At 62.2% G+C, this 17,422-nt stretch carries 12 protein-coding genes, 1 tRNA gene and 1 pseudogene; 6 read left to right on the top strand and 8 right to left on the bottom strand.

Annotated elements, in window-relative coordinates; all coding sequences use genetic code 11:
- The first annotated feature begins 283 nt into the window (after positions 1–283).
- Positions 284–2,809 (top strand): methyl-accepting chemotaxis protein, encoded by a 2,526-nt coding sequence (locus ASG39_RS11010; RefSeq protein WP_062595058.1) that lies wholly within the window; start codon positions 284–286, stop codon positions 2,807–2,809.
- A 121-nt stretch (positions 2,810–2,930) separates the two neighbouring features.
- Here the strand turns inward: ASG39_RS11010 and ASG39_RS11005 are convergent, their stop codons facing one another.
- The 5 genes from ASG39_RS11005 to ASG39_RS10985 form a co-directional block, all read right to left on the bottom strand.
- Positions 2,931–3,749: an ABC transporter permease subunit gene (locus tag ASG39_RS11005; RefSeq protein ID WP_062595057.1), complete on the bottom strand. Its 819-nt coding sequence runs from the start codon at positions 3,747–3,749 to the stop codon at positions 2,931–2,933.
- A 1-nt stretch (position 3,750) separates the two neighbouring features.
- The gene (locus ASG39_RS11000; RefSeq protein ID WP_062595056.1) at positions 3,751–4,662 is read right to left on the bottom strand and encodes an ABC transporter permease subunit; all 912 of its coding nucleotides are present in this window, start codon (positions 4,660–4,662) and stop codon (positions 3,751–3,753) included.
- 4 nt (positions 4,663–4,666) lie between these two features.
- A complete protein-coding gene (locus ASG39_RS10995) occupies positions 4,667–5,809 on the bottom strand; it encodes an ABC transporter ATP-binding protein (protein WP_062595055.1) in 1,143 nt (380 codons plus the stop codon).
- Between the two features lie 101 nt (positions 5,810–5,910).
- Entirely contained in the window at positions 5,911–7,005 is a 1,095-nt protein-coding gene (locus tag ASG39_RS10990) for a polyamine ABC transporter substrate-binding protein (protein ID WP_062595054.1), read from the bottom strand.
- 168 nt (positions 7,006–7,173) lie between these two features.
- Complete coding sequence (locus ASG39_RS10985) at positions 7,174–8,583, bottom strand: XRE family transcriptional regulator (protein WP_062595053.1); 1,410 nt, start codon at positions 8,581–8,583, stop codon at positions 7,174–7,176.
- A gap of 214 nt (positions 8,584–8,797) precedes the next feature.
- Between ASG39_RS10985 and ASG39_RS10980 the strand changes: the two genes are divergently transcribed.
- The 3 genes and pseudogenes from ASG39_RS10980 to ASG39_RS10970 form a co-directional block, all read left to right on the top strand.
- On the top strand, positions 8,798–9,079 hold the full coding sequence (locus ASG39_RS10980; protein ID WP_062595052.1) for a hypothetical protein: 282 nt from the start codon (positions 8,798–8,800) through the stop codon (positions 9,077–9,079).
- Between the two features lie 49 nt (positions 9,080–9,128).
- Positions 9,129–9,368 carry a hypothetical protein gene (locus ASG39_RS10975; RefSeq protein ID WP_062595051.1) on the top strand — a complete coding sequence of 80 codons (240 nt, stop codon included), beginning with the start codon at positions 9,129–9,131 and terminating at the stop codon, positions 9,366–9,368.
- A 155-nt stretch (positions 9,369–9,523) separates the two neighbouring features.
- A pseudogene (locus ASG39_RS10970) lies at positions 9,524–9,730 on the top strand (acetoacetate--CoA ligase); the annotation flags it as partial.
- Between the two features lie 429 nt (positions 9,731–10,159).
- On the opposite strand, the gene ASG39_RS10965 reads toward ASG39_RS10970, so the two are convergent.
- Positions 10,160–14,188, bottom strand: coding sequence for a PAS domain-containing sensor histidine kinase (locus ASG39_RS10965; protein ID WP_062595049.1), 4,029 nt, complete (start codon positions 14,186–14,188; stop codon positions 10,160–10,162).
- Between the two features lie 280 nt (positions 14,189–14,468).
- Here ASG39_RS10965 and ASG39_RS10960 point away from each other — a divergent pair, with 280 nt between their 5' ends.
- On the top strand, positions 14,469–14,906 hold the full coding sequence (locus tag ASG39_RS10960; RefSeq protein WP_062595048.1) for a phasin: 438 nt from the start codon (positions 14,469–14,471) through the stop codon (positions 14,904–14,906).
- Positions 14,907–15,042: 136 nt separating this feature from the next.
- A tRNA-His gene (locus tag ASG39_RS10955) sits at positions 15,043–15,119 on the top strand.
- Positions 15,120–15,225: 106 nt separating this feature from the next.
- Here ASG39_RS10955 and ASG39_RS23880 read toward each other — a convergent pair.
- Together ASG39_RS23880 and ASG39_RS10950 are read right to left on the bottom strand one after the other, a co-directional pair.
- Positions 15,226–15,786 carry a hypothetical protein gene (locus ASG39_RS23880; protein WP_156468128.1) on the bottom strand — a complete coding sequence of 187 codons (561 nt, stop codon included), beginning with the start codon at positions 15,784–15,786 and terminating at the stop codon, positions 15,226–15,228.
- Positions 15,787–15,875: 89 nt separating this feature from the next.
- Positions 15,876–17,069, bottom strand: a complete 1,194-nt coding sequence (locus tag ASG39_RS10950) for a DUF3644 domain-containing protein (RefSeq protein ID WP_062595047.1) — start codon at positions 17,067–17,069, stop codon at positions 15,876–15,878.
- Between the last annotated feature and the right edge of the window lie 353 nt (positions 17,070–17,422).

Raw genomic sequence — 17,422 nt, 5'->3', positions numbered from 1 at the left:
CGAAGAGCGCGTTGCTGCCTTCTGCCACGCCGACATGGCAGCGGCATGACAGGGTCAATTCCCGCTTACATGAAATTAACGCATCTGGTTCAAGCTGGCGCCATTGAGGAGCAGGCTTGGACGACGCGACCGGAGGGGCGCGGCGTCCTGCAATGATTGCGAAGCGGCTGGCGGCATCCCCGCATTCTTTCAGACCATGATGACGGCCTGACATGAAGCGCACCGATGAAGCCGATGACGGCCCTGGGGAGGCGTATGCAGGCCTGAAAGCCAGGACGCGCCCATGTTCATCGACAAGATCCTTGCCCGCTTCAAGATTCAGACGAAGGTTCTCTTCTTTATCCTGCCTTTCGTTGTCAGCATCTGCGCCGTCGGGCTGACGGGGCTCTACGCGTCCGGCCTGCTGCAGGGGCGCATGGAAATTTCCAACAGCGTGCTCCAGTCGCTGTCCGGCTTCCGCGACGTCTATGCCGGCATGAACGCCTTCCTCACGGATGCGAGCGAAAAGACCCGGGAAGACGTCGTCCTGAAAATCACCAATCAGGAGCAGGTGCTGAACGCGACGCGCGCCCAAATGGAGAACAGCGAGGGTGCGAGCCAGCTCGACAATGCGATTGCCGGTACAGCCAAGATCCGCGAGCGCGTCGGCGAACTCTGGAAGCTGCATGAAGGGGAAGTCGCGCTTCGCACATCGATCACCAAGAGCATCCGCCTTCTCCTCTCGACGCAGGGCAAGCTGGTCGAGGAGGCGACCTCCGTCGAACAGCGCGTGCGCGACGACGAGACGAAGGCGAAGTCGCTGCTGCGCGAGGCCGAGCGCCTGACGGCATCCAGCGATCTTCTCACCGGCATCACCTCCGATTTTGCCCGCGCCGCGACGCCGGAAGCCAAGATCAAGGTGGCGCGTGACGGCCAGGCAGCCCTCGAACAGGTGCTCGTCCAGATCGGCACGGCGCTGCCGGCCAACCAGAAAGCCGTGGCCGATACGTTCAAGGCGACGATCGGCGAAATCCGCACGCTCGCCAGCAACGGTGACGTCAGCGACGAGAACGCCAAGGCGATCGGACGGCTGCTCGCACGCTTCCGCCAGGCCAGCATCCAGTTCCAGACGGCCGCCACCGCCACGATGCGCAACGCGACGGCAACCTTCGGCAAGCTCGATGCACCGCTGATCAAGGCCAACAAGATCCTCGAAAACGCGCGCGCCATCGTCAATGCCGTCTCCGGCATAAGGCTTGCGGCCAGCAGCTTCCTCGAAACGTCCCAGCAGACCGACCAGGCGCGGCTGGCCCGCGAGATCAACGTCCTCAACCAGGAAGTCCTCAAAATCGCCTATACCGCGCCGGAAATGCCGTTCTTCGCGGGCCTCGCCGCAAAGGTTCAGCCTGTCGCCGACAAGATCAAGGCCGACAGCATGTCGCTGATCGGTGTCAGCGCGGCGCGCCACAAGGAATTCGCCGATGCCGCTGCCGATATCGACCAGATCTGGCAGCAGCTCGTCGGCTTTGCCGAGGAGCAGAAGACCAATGCCGCCATCGAGCGCGAAAAGGCCAATCAGGTCTCGGTCTTCGCGACCGGCGGCGGTGTCGTCATCGCCCTTCTCGCCGGCATCGCTCTGGTGCTGACGCTGAAGGGCCCGATCGGCCAGATCACCGCGGCCATGCGGAGGCTGGCCGACGGCGCGCTCGACACGCGCATCGACGGCGATGCCCGGCAGGACGAGATCGGCGACATGGCCCGTGCGCTCGGCATCTTCAAGGAGAACGCCCTGTCCAAGGTGCGCATCGAGGCGGAGAGCGAGGAGCAGCGGCTGCAGGCCGATGCGGAGCGCAGCCGCAACGATGCCGAGAAGCGCGCGATGGACAGCCAGATCGATTTCGCGGTGAGCCAGCTTGCCGCCGGTCTCGGGCGGCTTGCCCAGGGCGACCTGTCGCAGCAGATCGAGACACCCTTCAACGGTCGCCTCGAACAGCTGCGGGTCGATTTCAACGGCTCGCTCATCCGCCTGCAGGATACGCTCCTGCAGATCCGCAACAACGCCGTCCATATCCAGCGCAGCGGCAACGACCTGCACGCCTCCGCCGACAGCCTCTCGCGCCGCACCGAGGCCCAGGCCGCGTCGCTCGAGGAAACCGCCGCCGCCGTCGATCAGATCACGGTGACCGTCCGCTCCTCGGCCGAGCGCGCGCATGAAGCCAACGTCGCCGTCTCGCACACGAAGAAGAGCGCCGACAGCTCGGGTATCGTGGTCAGCAATGCGATCTCGGCCATGAGCCGCATCGAGGAGGCCTCGCGCCAGATCGAGCAGATCATCGAGGTCATCGACGAAATCGCCTTCCAGACCAATCTTCTCGCACTCAATGCCGGCATCGAGGCCGCGCGGGCGGGCGAAGCGGGACGGGGATTTGCGGTCGTGGCGCAGGAAGTGCGCGAACTCGCCCAGCGCTCGGCCGGTGCCGCCCGCGAGATCAAGGGTCTCATCAACAAATCCACGCTCGAAGTGACCGCAGGGTCTCAGGCCGTCCGGGAGACCGGCGCCGTGCTCGCCTCCATCAGCCAGCAGATCGTCACCGTCAGCAATCATGTCGACATGATCGCCACGGCCAGCCGCGACCAGGCCTCTGCGCTCCACGAGGTCAACGGCTCCGTCAACCAGATGGACCAGATGACTCAGCAGAACGCGACCATGGTCGACGAAGCGACCACCGCCAGCCGCAACCTCGCGGAACAGGCCGACACGCTGATGCAACTGGTCGAACAGTTCCGCCTGGAACCCGCAACCGGCCACCGGATGGGCCGCGCGGCGTGAGGGATCTGATGGCCGCGAGATCACGAACGCCGGGCTTTGTCCCGGCGTTCTGCATTATGGCAGCGGAACGAGCCCGGACCCATCAACACCGCACCTTAACCCGGCGCGAGAAAGGCCCCGCTCACCCCCCGGCAAACGCCGCGCGTTCGTCGCGTTCCCGCTGGATCTGCTGGCGGCGGGAGACGACGGAGGCGATGAGGACGCCGGTGGCGACGATGCCGATGAGGATGGTGCAGGCGGCGTTGATCTCGGGCGTGACGCCGAGGCGCACCTGGCTGTAGATCTTCATCGGCAGCGTCGTCGCACCGGGGCCGGAGGTGAAGCTCGAGATCACCAGGTCATCGAGCGACAGGGTGAAGGCGAGCACCCAGCCGGAGAAGACGGCGGGCGCGATGACCGGCAGCGTCACCTGAAAGAAGGTGGCGGTGGGCGTGGCGCCGAGGTCGAGCGCCGCCTCCTCGATCGACCGGTCGAAGCTCGCCAGCCGCGACTGGATGACGACGGCGACGAAGCACATGGTGAAAGTGATATGCGCGATCGTCAGCGTCCAGAAGCCGCGATCGAAGCCGATGGCGACGAAGAGCAGCAGCATCGACAGGCCGGTGATGACCTCGGGCATGACGAGCGGCGCGTAGATCATGCCCGAAAACAGAACGCGGCCGTGAAAGCGCTGATAGCGCGTCATCGCGAGCGCGGCCAGCGTGCCGAGAACGGTGGCGACCGTGGCGGAGAGCAGGCCGACGCGCACCGTCACCCAGGCGGCATCCATCAGAGCCTGGTTGCGGAAGAGCTGCGCGTACCATTGCGTCGAGAATCCGGCCCAGACAGTGACGAGCTTGGAGGCGTTGAAGGAGAAGACGACCAAAAGCACGATCGGCAGATAAAGGAAGGCAAAGCCGATGACGATGGAGGCGATGTTGAAGCGGGACCAGCGGTTCATGTCATCGTCCCTCGCGGTCGAGGCGCGACTGCGCGTTCTGGAAGAACATGATCGGCACCACCAGGATCATCAGCAGGATGGCGGCAACGGCCGAAGAAACGGGCCAGTCGCGATTGGCATTGAACTCGTTCCAGAGCGTCTTGCCGATCATCAGCGTTTCCGAACCGCCGAGAAGATCGGGAATGACGAACTCGCCGACCGCGGGAATGAACACCAGCAGGCAGCCGGCGACGACGCCGGGCAGCGACAGCGGAAAGGTGATGCGCCAGAAGGCCGAAATCGGCGTGCAGCCGAGATCCTGCGCGGCCTCCGTCAGGCTGTGATCCATCTTTTCGAGCGCGGAATATAGCGGCAGCACCATGAAGGGCAGGTAGGAATAGACGATGCCGATATAGATCGCCGTATTGGTGTTGAGGATGATCAGCGGCTCGCTGATGATCCCCGTCGAGAGAAGCAGCTGGTTGAGCAGGCCTTCCGGCTTCAGGATGGCGATCCAGGCATAGACGCGGATGAGAAAGCTCGTCCAGAACGGCAGGATCACCAGCATCAGCAGGGTCGGCCGCAGCGTGGCCGGCGCCTTCGCCATGCCATAGGCGATGGGATAGGCGATGAGGAGCGTCAGGACGGTCGAGATCAGCGCGATGGTGAGGCTCGAGAGATAGGCGTTGGTGTAGAGCGCGTCTTCCGTCAGCCAGACATAATTGTCGAAGGAGAACTGCCGGATGTTGTCGATGAAGCCCGAAAGGCCGTCCGCCCAGGCAAAGACCGGCAGATAGGGCGGCATGGCAACGGCGGCTTCCGACAGCGAGATGCGGAGCACGATGAAGAAGGGAACGAGGAAGAAGACCAGCAGCCACGCATAGGGGATGATGATCACGAGGCGGTTGACGAGGGCGGGGAGCAGCCTGTTCATCGGCTCAATCCTTCAGCACGACGCCGGCATCCCGGTCGAAGGAGATCCAGACCTTCTGGTCGTAGCCGAGCGGGTCCTCGACCGCGCGCACCGCGTTCAGCGACGAGGCCTTGACGATCTTCCCGCCGTTCAGCTTGACGTGGTAGACGGTCATGTCGCCGAGATAGGCGATATCCCAGAGCTCGCCCTCGGCCGCATTGACGGGGCCGCCGGCCGGCACCTGCCGCCCGACGCGGATCTTTTCGGGCCGGATGGCAAAGCCTGCCTTGGCGCCCTCGCTTGGATGTTCGCTGCTGGCCGCCTCGATGGCAAAGCCCGCATCCGCCTCGATGCGGATCTCGGAGGCCTGCGCCCGCGTGACGGTGCCGTCGAAAATGTTCACGTCGCCGATGAAGTCGGCCACGAAGCGGGAATTGGGCGCCTCATAGATCTCGGCCGGCGTCGCCACCTGGATGACCTTGCCATGCGCCATCACGGCGATGCGGTCGGCCATGGTCATCGCCTCTTCCTGGTCGTGCGTCACGACGACGAAGGTGAGGCCGAGATCCTGCTGCAGGTCCATCAGTTCGAACTGGGTTTCCTCGCGCAGCTTCTTGTCGAGCGCGCCGAGCGGTTCGTCGAGCAGCAGCACCTTCGGCTGCTTGGCCAGCGACCGGGCGAGCGCCACGCGCTGGCGCTGGCCGCCGGAGAGCTGGTGCGGCTTGCGCTTGGCGAACTGCTCCATCTTCACCAGTTTCAGCATCTGCGTCACACGTTCGGCAATCGCCGGCTTCGGCATGCCGTCCTGTTTCAGGCCGAAGGCGATGTTGGTCTCCACCGTCATATGCGGAAACAGGGCGTAGGACTGGAACATCATGTTGACGGGGCGGCGATAGGGCGGAATGCCCGCCAGGTTCTGCCCGTCGAGGATGATCTCGCCCGAGGTCGGTTGTTCGAAGCCGGCGAGCATGCGCAGCAGCGTCGATTTTCCGCAGCCGGACGCGCCGAGCAGAGCGTGGAACTCGCGCGTGTAGATGTCGAGCGAGAGATCGTCCACCGCGACGAAATCGCCGAACCGTTTGGTGACGTTGCGAAACGAGATGAAGGGTTTGGACGAGGGGTCCGTCCAGGGCGAGAAGGAGCGGCGAATGCTGCCAAGTGACTTCATGAAGGGTTCCCGATGGGCCGAGGCCGCGTGAGCTGAAGGAAGGACGCCGCAGGATGGAAAATGCCCGGAACTGAGAAGAACCGGGCATTGGAAGAGAAGGCTTACTGGCCGGTGAGGACCCGGGTCCAGAGCCGTGTCGCCACGCGCTGGGTTTTCGGGTCCCAGGGTGAGATGGTGTAGAGCTTGGCCATGGTCGCCTCGTCCGGATAGACCGCCGGGTCCTCGCGAACCTCCTTGGACACGAACGGCTGCGAAGCCTTGTTGCCGTTGGCGTAGAAGACGAAATCGGACGCTTTCGCGATCACCTCGGGCTTCATCATGTAGTTGATGAAGGCGTGGGCCTCTTCGACATGCGGCGCATCGGCGGGGATCGCCATCATGTCGAACCACATCTGAGCGCCCTGGGACGGGATGGAATAATTGACCTCGACGCCGGCCTTGGCTTCCTCGGCGCGCGAGCGGGCCTGCAGCAGGTCGCCGGAATAGCCGAAGGCCAGGCAGATATCGCCATTGGCCAGCGCGTTGATGTACTCCGAGGAGTGGAACTTGCGGATGAAGGGACGCGCCTTCAGCATCAGTTCGCCCGCCTTGTCGAGATCCGCCTGTTCGTGGCTGTCAGGGTTCAGCCCGAGATAGGTGAGGGCTGCCGGCAGCACGTCCTTCGGCGCGTCGAGCACGTAGATGCCGCAATCCTTGAACTTCGCGGCGATCGCCGGATCGAACAGGACTTCGAGGCCGGGACGCGCGTCGGAACCGAGGATTTCCTTGGTCTTGGCGACATTATAGCCGATGCCGTTGGTGCCCCACATGTAGTCCACGGCATATTCGTTGCCGGGATCGTACTTGGCGGTGCGCTGCATCACCATGTCCCACATATTGGCGATGTTCGGCAGCTTCGATTTGTCGAGCTTCTGGAACACGCCCGCCTTGATCTGGCGCTGCAGGAAGTCGGCCGTGGGCACCACGACATCGTAGCCGGTGCCGCCGGCCAGAAGCTTCGTCTCCACGATCTCGTTGGAATCGAACACGTCGTAGACGACCTTGATGCCGGTTTCCTTGGTAAAGTCCTCCAGAATGCTGGCATCGATATAGTCGGACCAGTTGTAGACATTGACGACGCGCTCCTGCGCGCTCGCAAACCCTGCGGATCCTGCCAGGACAAGGCTGGTGACCAGGCCGACGATCTTCAACGACATGCTATTCCCCTTTATTGTTCGCGACCTGCGCCGCGATTGTTCGCGCCCTCGGGCGCGTAACGAAAGGTTAAGCAGCTTTCAGGCGAAGCTCAAGGCCTTTCGCACCTGCGAAGGTCACGCTGGAGCACCATCCAAGCCAAGCCGGTGGTGCCATGGTTCGCCTCGCCTTCACTGGAAGTCGAAGACGCTCAGTCCGGCCACCATCTCGTCCAGCCCGAGCGGCCGCGTAACCGGCGGTTCGGCCCGCGCGAGACAGCCCTGGCGTTCGCAGAGGCGACAGGCGGTGCCGATGGCAAGCGGGGGCTCACAGACCGCGGCATAGGCCGTCTCGGCGGCTTGGGCGCCCTCGCAGCCGAGCAGAAGTGCGGTGCGCCGCACCCGCTCGTTGAAACCCGAACGCGGCCCGTCCGTGGTGCGCGCGACGAGCAGGAAGCCGACGCCGCCCGGCATCTCGGCCCGCTCGACCAGGATCTGCCCCGGCTGGGCAAAGGTCGCGTGCACGTTCAGCTTCACGCATCCGCCGCCGAAGGCCCGGTGCGGAAAGCCGGTCGCGCCCCGCGCGCGCAGCCGGTTGCCGGCATGGTCGATTTCCATGAGGAAGAAGGGAGGCCCGAGCGCACCGCTCCGCTGCAGCGTCACCATGCGGCTGGCCGCCTGCTCGAAGCTCACCCGCATCCGAACCCGCACGAGGTCGATGTCGAACCGGACGCGCCGACAGAGGTCGAGAAAGGTCGCATACGGCATCATCAGCGCCAGAGCCGCATAGCGGGCAAGCTCGAACCGGGCGATGCGCCGCGCCTCGCCGGAGGTGAGCGGCAGCCCCTCGAGCTCTTCGGCCAGTGCCTCCGGCATGGCGAAATGCGCGGCTTCCATGGCGATCTCGCAGAGCTGGTCCTCGGCCGAAAGCCGCTCCGACAGGAACAGGCGCAACGAATGCCGATCGAACCGGCGGCGAAGATCCGGCATGACATGGATCGGCAGAGTGCGCACGACGAGGCCATGGTCACGCCGCAACCAGTCCTTCAGCACCGTCTGCAGATCGTCGCCGGGGCTCAGTCGCTGATGGAACGCCTCGGCCGCGGCATCGATCTGCGGGAAATGATAGGGCCGGTTCTCGAAGATCTCGCGCACCTCGTCCATCGGCAGGCGGGCGCCGCTGAGCGCTGCGGCCTGGTCCTGCCCGGAGAGCAGGCGCGTCAGGTCCTTCAGCCGGGAACCCTGCTCCTGATAGGCCCGGTAGAGCTTGATCAACCCCATGGCCGCATTCGGCGCTGCTTCCGCGATCTCGATCAGCTCCTGATCGCCCGGCAGCTCGCCCGACAGCAGCGGATCTGAAAACACGGCACGAAGCTCGCCGAGACTGTCGCCAGCCTGTCCGCGCAACTCGGCAAGGTCGATCTGGTAGACGGCGGCGAGCTTCAGGAGGAGCTGAACCGTCAGCGGCCGCTGGTTTCGCTCGATCAGGTTGAGATAGGACGGCGAAATGCCGAGCGCCTCGGCCATCGCCGTCTGCGTCAGCGAGAGCCCGTTGCGGATACGGCGGACCCGCGGCCCGGCAAAGATCTTGTTTTCGGCCATTACACCTTTGACACCGCGCTGACCCTCAGGGCTTTGACTATTTTTACAATATTACAGAGCCGTGATGTAAAAGACAAGACAGCATAACCTCTTTCGCTATCTCAAACCTATGAAACCATTGGCGAAAGAAACCGCGCTCCGCTACATCTCCGAATATGGAACGTGAGTGGGATGGAGACATCCTTCGCAGCGTTCCAGAAGAGAGGAGGATCCCATGACCGAATTTGACACGACGATGCCATCCGCCTTGAGCAGGAATGTCGGCGCCATCGTGAAACGCTTTCCGGTGAAAGATATGGCGCGCCTTTTTGGCCTGGTCGCCGATCGCTTCCTGCCGGCCTTCAACGGCGCGAACCGCCTCTGGAAGGACCTCCGCCAGAGAGATTTCGTCCCTGCCTTGGTTGCAAGGTCCGGCGATCAGGCAACGAAGCCGGTTCGCGCCCGCCTTCGCGTCAATGGCCACACGACGACCATCCATGCCCGGCCCATCACCTGAAACGCTTCAAAACGCCGATAAGAAACGCCAATAAGAAAGGACGACGACGATGACGATCCAGACCCGCGTCAAGGAACGCGCAGACGAACAGGCATCCAGCATGACCACCGATCAGCAGGCTGCGATCCGCATGGTCGCCAACGATCTGCACCGCCTGAACCACACCATCATGAAGGCCGTCGAGGCCGGCGTTTCGGTCGAGCTCGTCCGTTCCGCCCGCCACCACGCCGGCGAAGGCAACTGGGGCGACCTGATGATCCCTGTCATCGTGACCCAGGGCCGCGGCTGATCCAGCCGCCGGTCGTGATCGAAAGCCCGGCAAGACCTCTGCCGGGCTTTCGTCATGTGGAGAGAAGAGACAGGCGCGACACCGCCGCACAGTTCCACAGAGGTCGATGGAGGATAATCCGCGCCGTGTGCGCTTTCGAGGCGCGCGAAGCGTCATTTTGCCGGCTACCGTTTCCGTCCGCTCTGCATTCTCTCTTCCGCGGGCATCACGGGCGTACCGAAATGCATGGCGCATTCGGCCGATGGCACGTCCGTCCAGTATCTGAAGGGCCATGTCCTGCATTGCGGCCTGACGACCGGCGAACGGCTGTTCGACTCCACCACCGTGGCTGGATTGATCGGAACTGGCTGGCGTCGGGCCTCCCGCGAGATCGTGCACGGGCGTCTCGTGAAGAATAGGGAGGCGCTCGGCAATCCGGAGGTGCTGGACCTCTAAGATCTCAAGACATCTAGCCTGTCACGCAAATGTGTCCGACGGCCTTGCGGGACGTGGGGAAGGTCCAAGGACCGCGCAAGGCCCGGTCCTGTCGGATTGCGACACGCTCTGGATGTTTCGGATCGTGTTTCAATCACACGATTGCAGGGAGCCGGCGTTAAGACTTCGTTATGCCGCCATGCGCATTGTCGGGCTCTCGCGTGGCCATGATGCGCCATGTGCCGGCAAGGCCGGATCTCCGACATGATGTCGTCTGTACGTGTTCGAAAGCATTCAACTTGAGGCAGCCTTTCATGGCTGCCTCCCTTTCGAAATGCCTCCCTTGCGGAATACCTGCCTTAGCGAAGGCTTCGCAATCAGTTGGCCAGCACCCGCTGCGACGGGAAGGTGATCTCCACAAGCGTTCCCTCGTTCGGCGCCGAGTTGATGGAAAACAGAGCGCGGTTGGCTTCGGCCATGGCCTTCGTCAGCGGCAGGCCGAGTCCGGTTCCTTCGCCCCGCTTGCGGGCGCCGGTCGTGACCTGGCGGAATGGCTTCATCGCCTGTTCAAGCTCGGTCCGCGTCATGCCGACCCCGGTATCGCGGATGCGCAGCATCACGCTCCCATTCGCCTCATAAGCGGTGGACACCACGATCTGCCCGCCGGCCGGCGTGAAGCGGATGGCGTTGGCGAGAATGTTGAGCGCGATCTGCTTGATCGACCGGTTGTCGGCAACGACGCTGGGGACCGAGGTCGACAGCGAGGTGCGGATGATGACACGCTGCGCATTGGCCTGCGGCTGCACCAGCGATACGGCTTCGGAAACCGCCTCGTTGATCTCGACGGCGGCAAAGTCCAGCTCCATTTCGCCGGCTTCGATCTTCGAGATATCCAGGAGATCGTTGACGATATCAAGCACATGGCGACCCGAGCGACCGATGTCGCTCGCATATTCGATGTAGCGGGCGCTGCCGATCGGGCCGAAATGCTCGCTCGCCATCATGTCGGAAAAGCCGATGATCGCATTCAGTGGCGTGCGGATCTCATGGCTGACGCGCGCCAGAAAATCGGTCTTGTGCGCATTGGCCGTTTCCGCCGCGCGCTTGGCGCTGCGCAGTTCTTCCTCTGTGCGCTTCCACTGCGTGATGTCGCGAATGACGGCGCAGTAGCCATTGGAAGAGGAGAGGCGGCCCATGGTCATGAACAGCGGTATGAACCCGCCGGAGGCCTCCCGGCCGATCACTTCGCGTCCGTCGTTGAGCACGCTGGCAACCCCATGGCCGGCGAGGCCCGCGAGATAATCCATCACCGCACGCTGGCTTTCATGGGCAAACAATGTAGCAAATGGCTTACCAATGACATCCGCATCATTGTAGTTGAACAGCGCGTTGGCCGAGCGGTTCAACGAGCGGATATCGCCCTCCGCGCCCATCACGACCACGCCGTCCGTCGCCGTTTCCAGAATGGCGCGAAGCTCCTCGGTCTCGATCCGAAGCGCCTCGGCCCGCGCCTCCGCCGCCACGATGGCGTCGTTATTGGTAAGTATTGTCGAACCTAAAGCGGTCGCCTCAACGGTCTCGGCCGTGCTTGCCTCAGGCTCGGCAAAAGCCAATTCCTCGATCGGCGTTTCGCCCGCATCGGGAGTCGTCTCCGCCGGCGTTTCCGCCACGGCCAGCGACATCATCAGCGCAACGCCCTTGTCGTCGAACCGCATGGCCTGCAGCCGCGCCGTCACCGGCACGAGGCGTCCGTCGTTGCGGATCATCATCATGGCACCCGGGGGCACGTCGAGAATGCCTTCATCCTCGCCGACGAACAGCGCGTCGATGCCGCCCTCAACGCGCAGATCCTGCAGCGTCTGATAGCCGGTCAGCGCGAGAAAAGCAGCGTTCGCATGATAGAGTTCGTCGCCGCTATGGATCAGCACCGCGCTCTCCATGCGGTCGATCATCGCCGGGCTCAGCGCCACATCCCGATCATCCGTGGCGCCGGCCGCGGCGGCATCCCCGTCGATTGCTTCGTCGGCTACCGTCGTGTCGTCGGGCTCAGGCTCGGCCGCAGCTCCAGCCTCCTGGAGGGGCGCGGCATCGGCCTCCTCGTCGGACATCGATCTTGCATTGTCGTCGGCAATCTCGGCGCCGACCGCATCTCCCGATGTCGCCGCGTCACGGATTTCCAGCTCCGCCGCCACGGGCGCGTCCTCACCTTCCGTCGCCGCAGCCTCGTCCGTCAGCGCATCCTCACTCTGCGTTTCGTCGCGAAGGCGCGTGCTGTCGTCGGCCCCGACATCCGGCGCGCCAGCGTCCGTCCCGTCCTCGACCGGCGGCTCCGTCCGCTTGCCGAAGGTCGTCGTCAATTGCCGCGCGATCTCGCGGAAGGCGGCCTGCTCGCTCCGCGTCAGGGTCTCGCTGCCCGCCAGGCGGGCGTTGTCGATCGGCACGACCTTGTCGGAATGCCGCCGCAAGGGCGTTTCCACCAGCTTGAGGGCCGGGCGTTCGCCCATGAAGGGATCGCGCGGCAGCCCGTCCTCGGCAGGGTCGGGGCCATCCGTCTCGGACGCGGCGGCATTGGCCTCTTCGGCCGACGACGTCGCATCGTCCGTCGCAAGGAAGAAAGATCCGTCATCCTCAAGCGTCTCGCGCCGCGCATCGCCTCCGGCATGTTCGTCCGGCACGGGCGCAGTCTCGTCCGTGCGCGTCAATTCTGCGTCTTCAGCGGCAAGCGCCGGATGAGCGATGGCGGGCAGCGCGGCAAGGTTGAGCCCACGGGCCGAGGGGTCTGCGACAGCGTCGGAAACCCGCACGATGCCGAAGCCGCGGAAACCGTCGAACTCCCGGTTGCGCGAGTATGTCGGCAGAGCCGCGAGGTCGACGGGAACGCACAGCGCTTCGCCCTCGACCGGCCACAGCACGGTCTTGCCCGACCAGGTATCGCGCCGGTTCAACAGATCGACGATGGTCCTGTCGGGGTCGAGCGCGAAGCGCGCGGCGAGATCCGCAAAACTCTGCCCCAGAACATCCGCGGCCTGCGGGCCGACGGCGAGCGCGAACTCGCGCGAAATTTCGCTGAAGCGCCCGTCGGCCCCGATCTTCCAGACAAACCGGATGGAGCGCATGGCCGGATCGAACACGAAGCCCGCGGGCTCAAGACCGGCGACCTCGTCACTTTCGTCCGCGCCGTCCGTCGGAATCTCCGCCGTGTCGGCGACCGCGCCCTCGGCACTCAGCGCGTCATTCGTCGCGGCGACCTCGACAGGCTCGTCGGCACGTTCATCATCCTGCGCGTCGGCATCGGCCGTGTCGATGCGCGCATGTTCCGCGTCATCGCTTTGGGTGGCAGTGCCGAGCGGTACGACATCCGCAGGCTCTTCCACCGGCAGACGGTCGTCAACCGTCTCCGTCACCGCATCGCCGGGCACCTCTTCCTCGGAGCCGTCAGCGATGCTTTCGTCCTCATTCCCATGGATGGCGTCTGCCGGCGCGTCCGCACCGTCCTCGTCCGCATCCTCATCGTGCAAGGGCGCGATCGGCTCGACCAGATCGGCGACCGCCGTGTCGGGTTCAACATCGGTCTCGGTCGGCGCTGGCGCCGCAATCGTTTCCGGCAGTTCCTTCTCGCGCGGCTCTGCGATCGTATCCGGCACCAAAACCGCCTCCGGCGCAGCCACGGCTTGCGCCGGCGCGCCAATGTCGGTCGTCGCATCCATATGCCCGAGGATCGTCTCCACCGCGAAGAGCAGGTGCAGCGCCGGATCGGCCGAAACCTTGCCGATGGCTGCCGGCAGCGTACCCTTGCCGGTCAGAACGGGACGCTTCAGCAACCAGTCGCTATCGCGGCCGACGGCTTCGACCAGCGACAGAAGCGTCTGCTGCGTCATGCCGAGTGCCTGAAACTGCGGCGAGGCGGCAAGCACGGCCCCGTCGCCATCGAGCACCGCCATATGCGTGTCCGGGTCGTCGAAGCCGGAAATCATCCGCGCGGCGGTGTCCGAAACAGAGGCGGGGAGGCCGCCCCGTGTGGGGGCTGCGCGCGGCGCGGTAAAGAGGATCGCCCGTTCGCCCGCCCGCACATGGATCAGCGCCAGCGCGGCGTTCACGGTCGTGCTCCGGAAGCCTGAGGACAGGCGCATTATAAAGCGGCGCGTTTCCCCGATCTCCCGCAGCTGGCGCGCGGTCGCCTGCAACTGCCGGAAGGCGACGCCCGCCACGCCGGCCCCGCCGTCCAGTCCGCTATCGAGGAAATCATAGATAGACCCCAGCCCGAACAGCGCGGCACCTTCGCCATTCGACCACAGCACGCGCGAAAGATCCGGCGCAAACAGAATGGCCGCGTCGCCCCGCGCAAAATGCTCCCGCACGCGGTCATGCACGGCGATGTCGATGAAGGGGTAGGATTTCACGGGCATACTTCTATCCGGCTCTTGCGGAGGTCTCGGGTCTCCGGATGCGTTAATAGACTATTAATACCCGCGACCCCCGGAAGGGTCCAGTTTGCACGACGCTTTCGCAGTGAAAACCGGCCTCTTTCCTAATGCAAGGTTAATGTACCGAAATGGCGCATGGTGCGATGCAAAATTATGTTGCACTGCAACATAAACGATGCTAGAGAGAGTGCAGAGACGAAAAACCGTTGTCGCTCGACAGCGGGCAGCCACACCAGCCAGCCAAACCAGCCAGGACAAGCCGATGACCCAGGACATCTTCTCCACCGCGAATTTCGACCCGAACAAGGTCACCGAAACCTTCCGCGACTTCGCCGAAAAGGGCGCGACCCAGTCCCGCGAAGCCTATGCGAAGATGAAGACGGCGGCGGAAGAAGCCGGCAAGACGCTGGAAGCCACGGTCGAGAGCGCCCAGTCCGGTACGGTCGAGCTGAGCCTGAAGGCCATCGACGCGCTGCGCACCAATGCCGAAACGTCGCTCTCCCACATGGAAGCGCTGATCGCCTGCAAGTCGCTGTCGGAAGTCTTCGAACTGCAGACGGCCTTCATCCGCAAGCAGGCCGAGCTTGCCATGGAGCAGGCCCGCGCCATGCAGGAAACCACCCGCAAGGTTGCCGAAAACCTCGTCAAGCCGACCAAGGACGCCGCCGAAAAGGCCATGTCGGGCATCACCCGCACCTGATCGAGCCGCCTTGAACGCTGTCTGAATCCAGAACCGGACGGGAAACCGCCCGGTTTTTTGGCGAATAATCGAAGTTCGGACTTGCCAAACCGAACCCATGGCCGTAATGACGCGGCCAAGCGACATGCTTGTTCGTGCGGTTGTAGCTCAGTTGGTTAGAGCGCAGGTTTGTGGCACCTGAGGTCGGAGGTTCGAGACCCCCCAACCGTACCATTTTTCCACAATAAAATCAGAGACTTGAAAATCTGAATAGTTCTCGCGGCGGGGAGTGTCGTACCGTTTGTGATACGAAGGCAATAGAATGTAGTGAGAGTACGTACTACGAACCTGCTGCTGCCATGACAATCTGCACGAACGCCATTAAAAGCCCAGCAATTCCAGTTATTCCGGAAAGCGTCGGAGAGCGTAGGAGACGCATGATTTCGGGCCATAGAGGGTCGGGGGTCTCAACCAACTTCTCGGCCGACTCTATCAGTGCCATCGCATTTGCGGTACGAGCATTTGACAGCCTAGATGTTTCGATGATTACTCGCATTTCTCTAAGAATGCGTCGTATCTCAGATTTTTGATTTTCCGAAAGATCAAAACGGCCAGTCCACGCTGCACTGTCTAACCGGACTGTAATATTTCCGTTCTCAACTGCATCAAACCCTGCAGCAGTGATCTGAAATAGTCTGCCGCCGGACATTTGGTATGCCTGACGAGTGATAACCAAACCCGCGGATTCTAAGTCATCCGTAAGGGCTAGTAGGTATTGGTTCGAATTCTCAAGCCCCGTATTTTTCTTGATTGTCGCTATCGTGCAGTACCGCGAATCTCCGTTAGCTAAACGCTGATGCAGATACCTGAGAATAGCCAATTGGTCACTCGTGGCGCTCACTAGAATTCCTCTGTATTTAGATGGCACTCTGGCATCGAATAAATCGTTGTTATCACGCTTGGCTAGATGCGCCATCGGTGAGAATGAAACTACAACTTCGTTGCTCTGACTGCGGCAAGCCGATCAGTGTCGTTAGTTTCTTCCAGCAGCCGCGCCACCCATTCGTCCGAGTATGTGTAATCTTTATGAGCAGGGTGGTAGATGCAGTATCGCTTGTCTGTGTTGCCTGGTTGCCCCGCGCCATTCTTCGGCCTAACCTTGAAGAGCTTCCAAGCCTTGATGTGGTCATTCGAGGTAAATGGGACACCCGCCTGCGCGGCAACTAAGGAAACAACGACAGAGGGCTTATGCGGGAAAAGCTCGTCAGCCGCGACCTTCTTCGCAAGAACGTTGTGGATTTCCTTACCTGCCTGTGATTCCGGGTTCACGAACTGGAAATGCGCGTGCGACTTCGAAGCGGCATCCAGCGTGTAGATGACCCGGAACTGAAATTCTATGCTATTAATTTGATCTGGTGTCATGCCTTCCCTAACGTTCGCATCAATAGCGTCGATGTGACCCGGTAGTTCGTATTGGTTGAGCTTGGATGCCTGCTCAAGGTTCATCTTCGCGAAATGAAGCGCGAAGGAGAGTTCGGCGGCGAGGCTCAAATGCTCGCCAAACAGCTCACAAATTGTCTTATTGAAATTCAGGCAGCATGCCTGAAAGATCCCAATCCACTTTATATCTGCCTTACCGAGGAGCTTGTGCTCCACCTCATCGCGCAAAATTTTCAACGCTCGGAGGTTCTGCTTGATACCCTCGCTCGTCGGAAAGTCATTGCGGCTACAGAGCTCCGAAAGTGCCATGGTCTTGCCATCGGGCTTTACGATGTTCACCGCCTGACGCGTGTAGTGTTCGTGTATGAGGTATGTCCAGGCAACATTCGCCAGCATGCAAAAGACTTCGGTTTTAAACTTTAAGCCCGCGCTGTTGAAGACTTGGACGGCTAGTATCGTCGCTTCGCGTGCGCGAATGAGGTGTTCATGGTCGTACCGATTTAGCCCAGTCTGAGGGTCGATGGCTTTTTTCCATTTAAGCCAATACTCCACCTCTCCTGGTGTGGCAGCTTCCTGTTGTGTGTCCGTTTTGACAGCCGAGATGCGCGCTCCGTTCACGGTTCCGTTGCGGCCTTCGTTAACGCGGGCTTGAATGTCTTGGTTGCGCCAGTTTTGGGCCAAAAGGCCTTTAACAATTCGCTTTTCAGCCGCAGTAAGCGCGCCTTCCTTTTTTTTCTGAGCCACCGCTTCATCCTTTACAGACGATTTTCAGTATCGATCTTTGTTCTGTAAAGCATACGTATTGAGGGTTGCGAACTGTTTATTTTGGGGTTGTGGTTGGATTGAGCACTATTTGCATTCAATCTGCCGAAGAAGTAATAGCGAGACTAATTCACTAGATGACAACTACGCGATTGCCTCGTTGTCAGCGGTAACAATCAGGCCCCGCCGGGTCTCTAAGAAATGGCCGATGCTTAGAACGCAGTGATAAGCTGTATTCGGTCTATACAGTTCACTTTCTGTTGCCCTGGTCTCCGCCGGTAGGCACCATTCGGGTATTCGTTTGAGTATCCCCATTTGGCCTACCAATTCGCGCG

It is taken from the genome of Rhizobium sp. Leaf371 (assembly GCF_001424045.1).
Taxonomy (GTDB): domain Bacteria; phylum Pseudomonadota; class Alphaproteobacteria; order Rhizobiales; family Rhizobiaceae; genus Ferranicluibacter.
The sequence above is the reverse complement of the archived record's forward strand: the minus strand, read 5'-3'. Positions and strand labels throughout refer to the sequence as shown.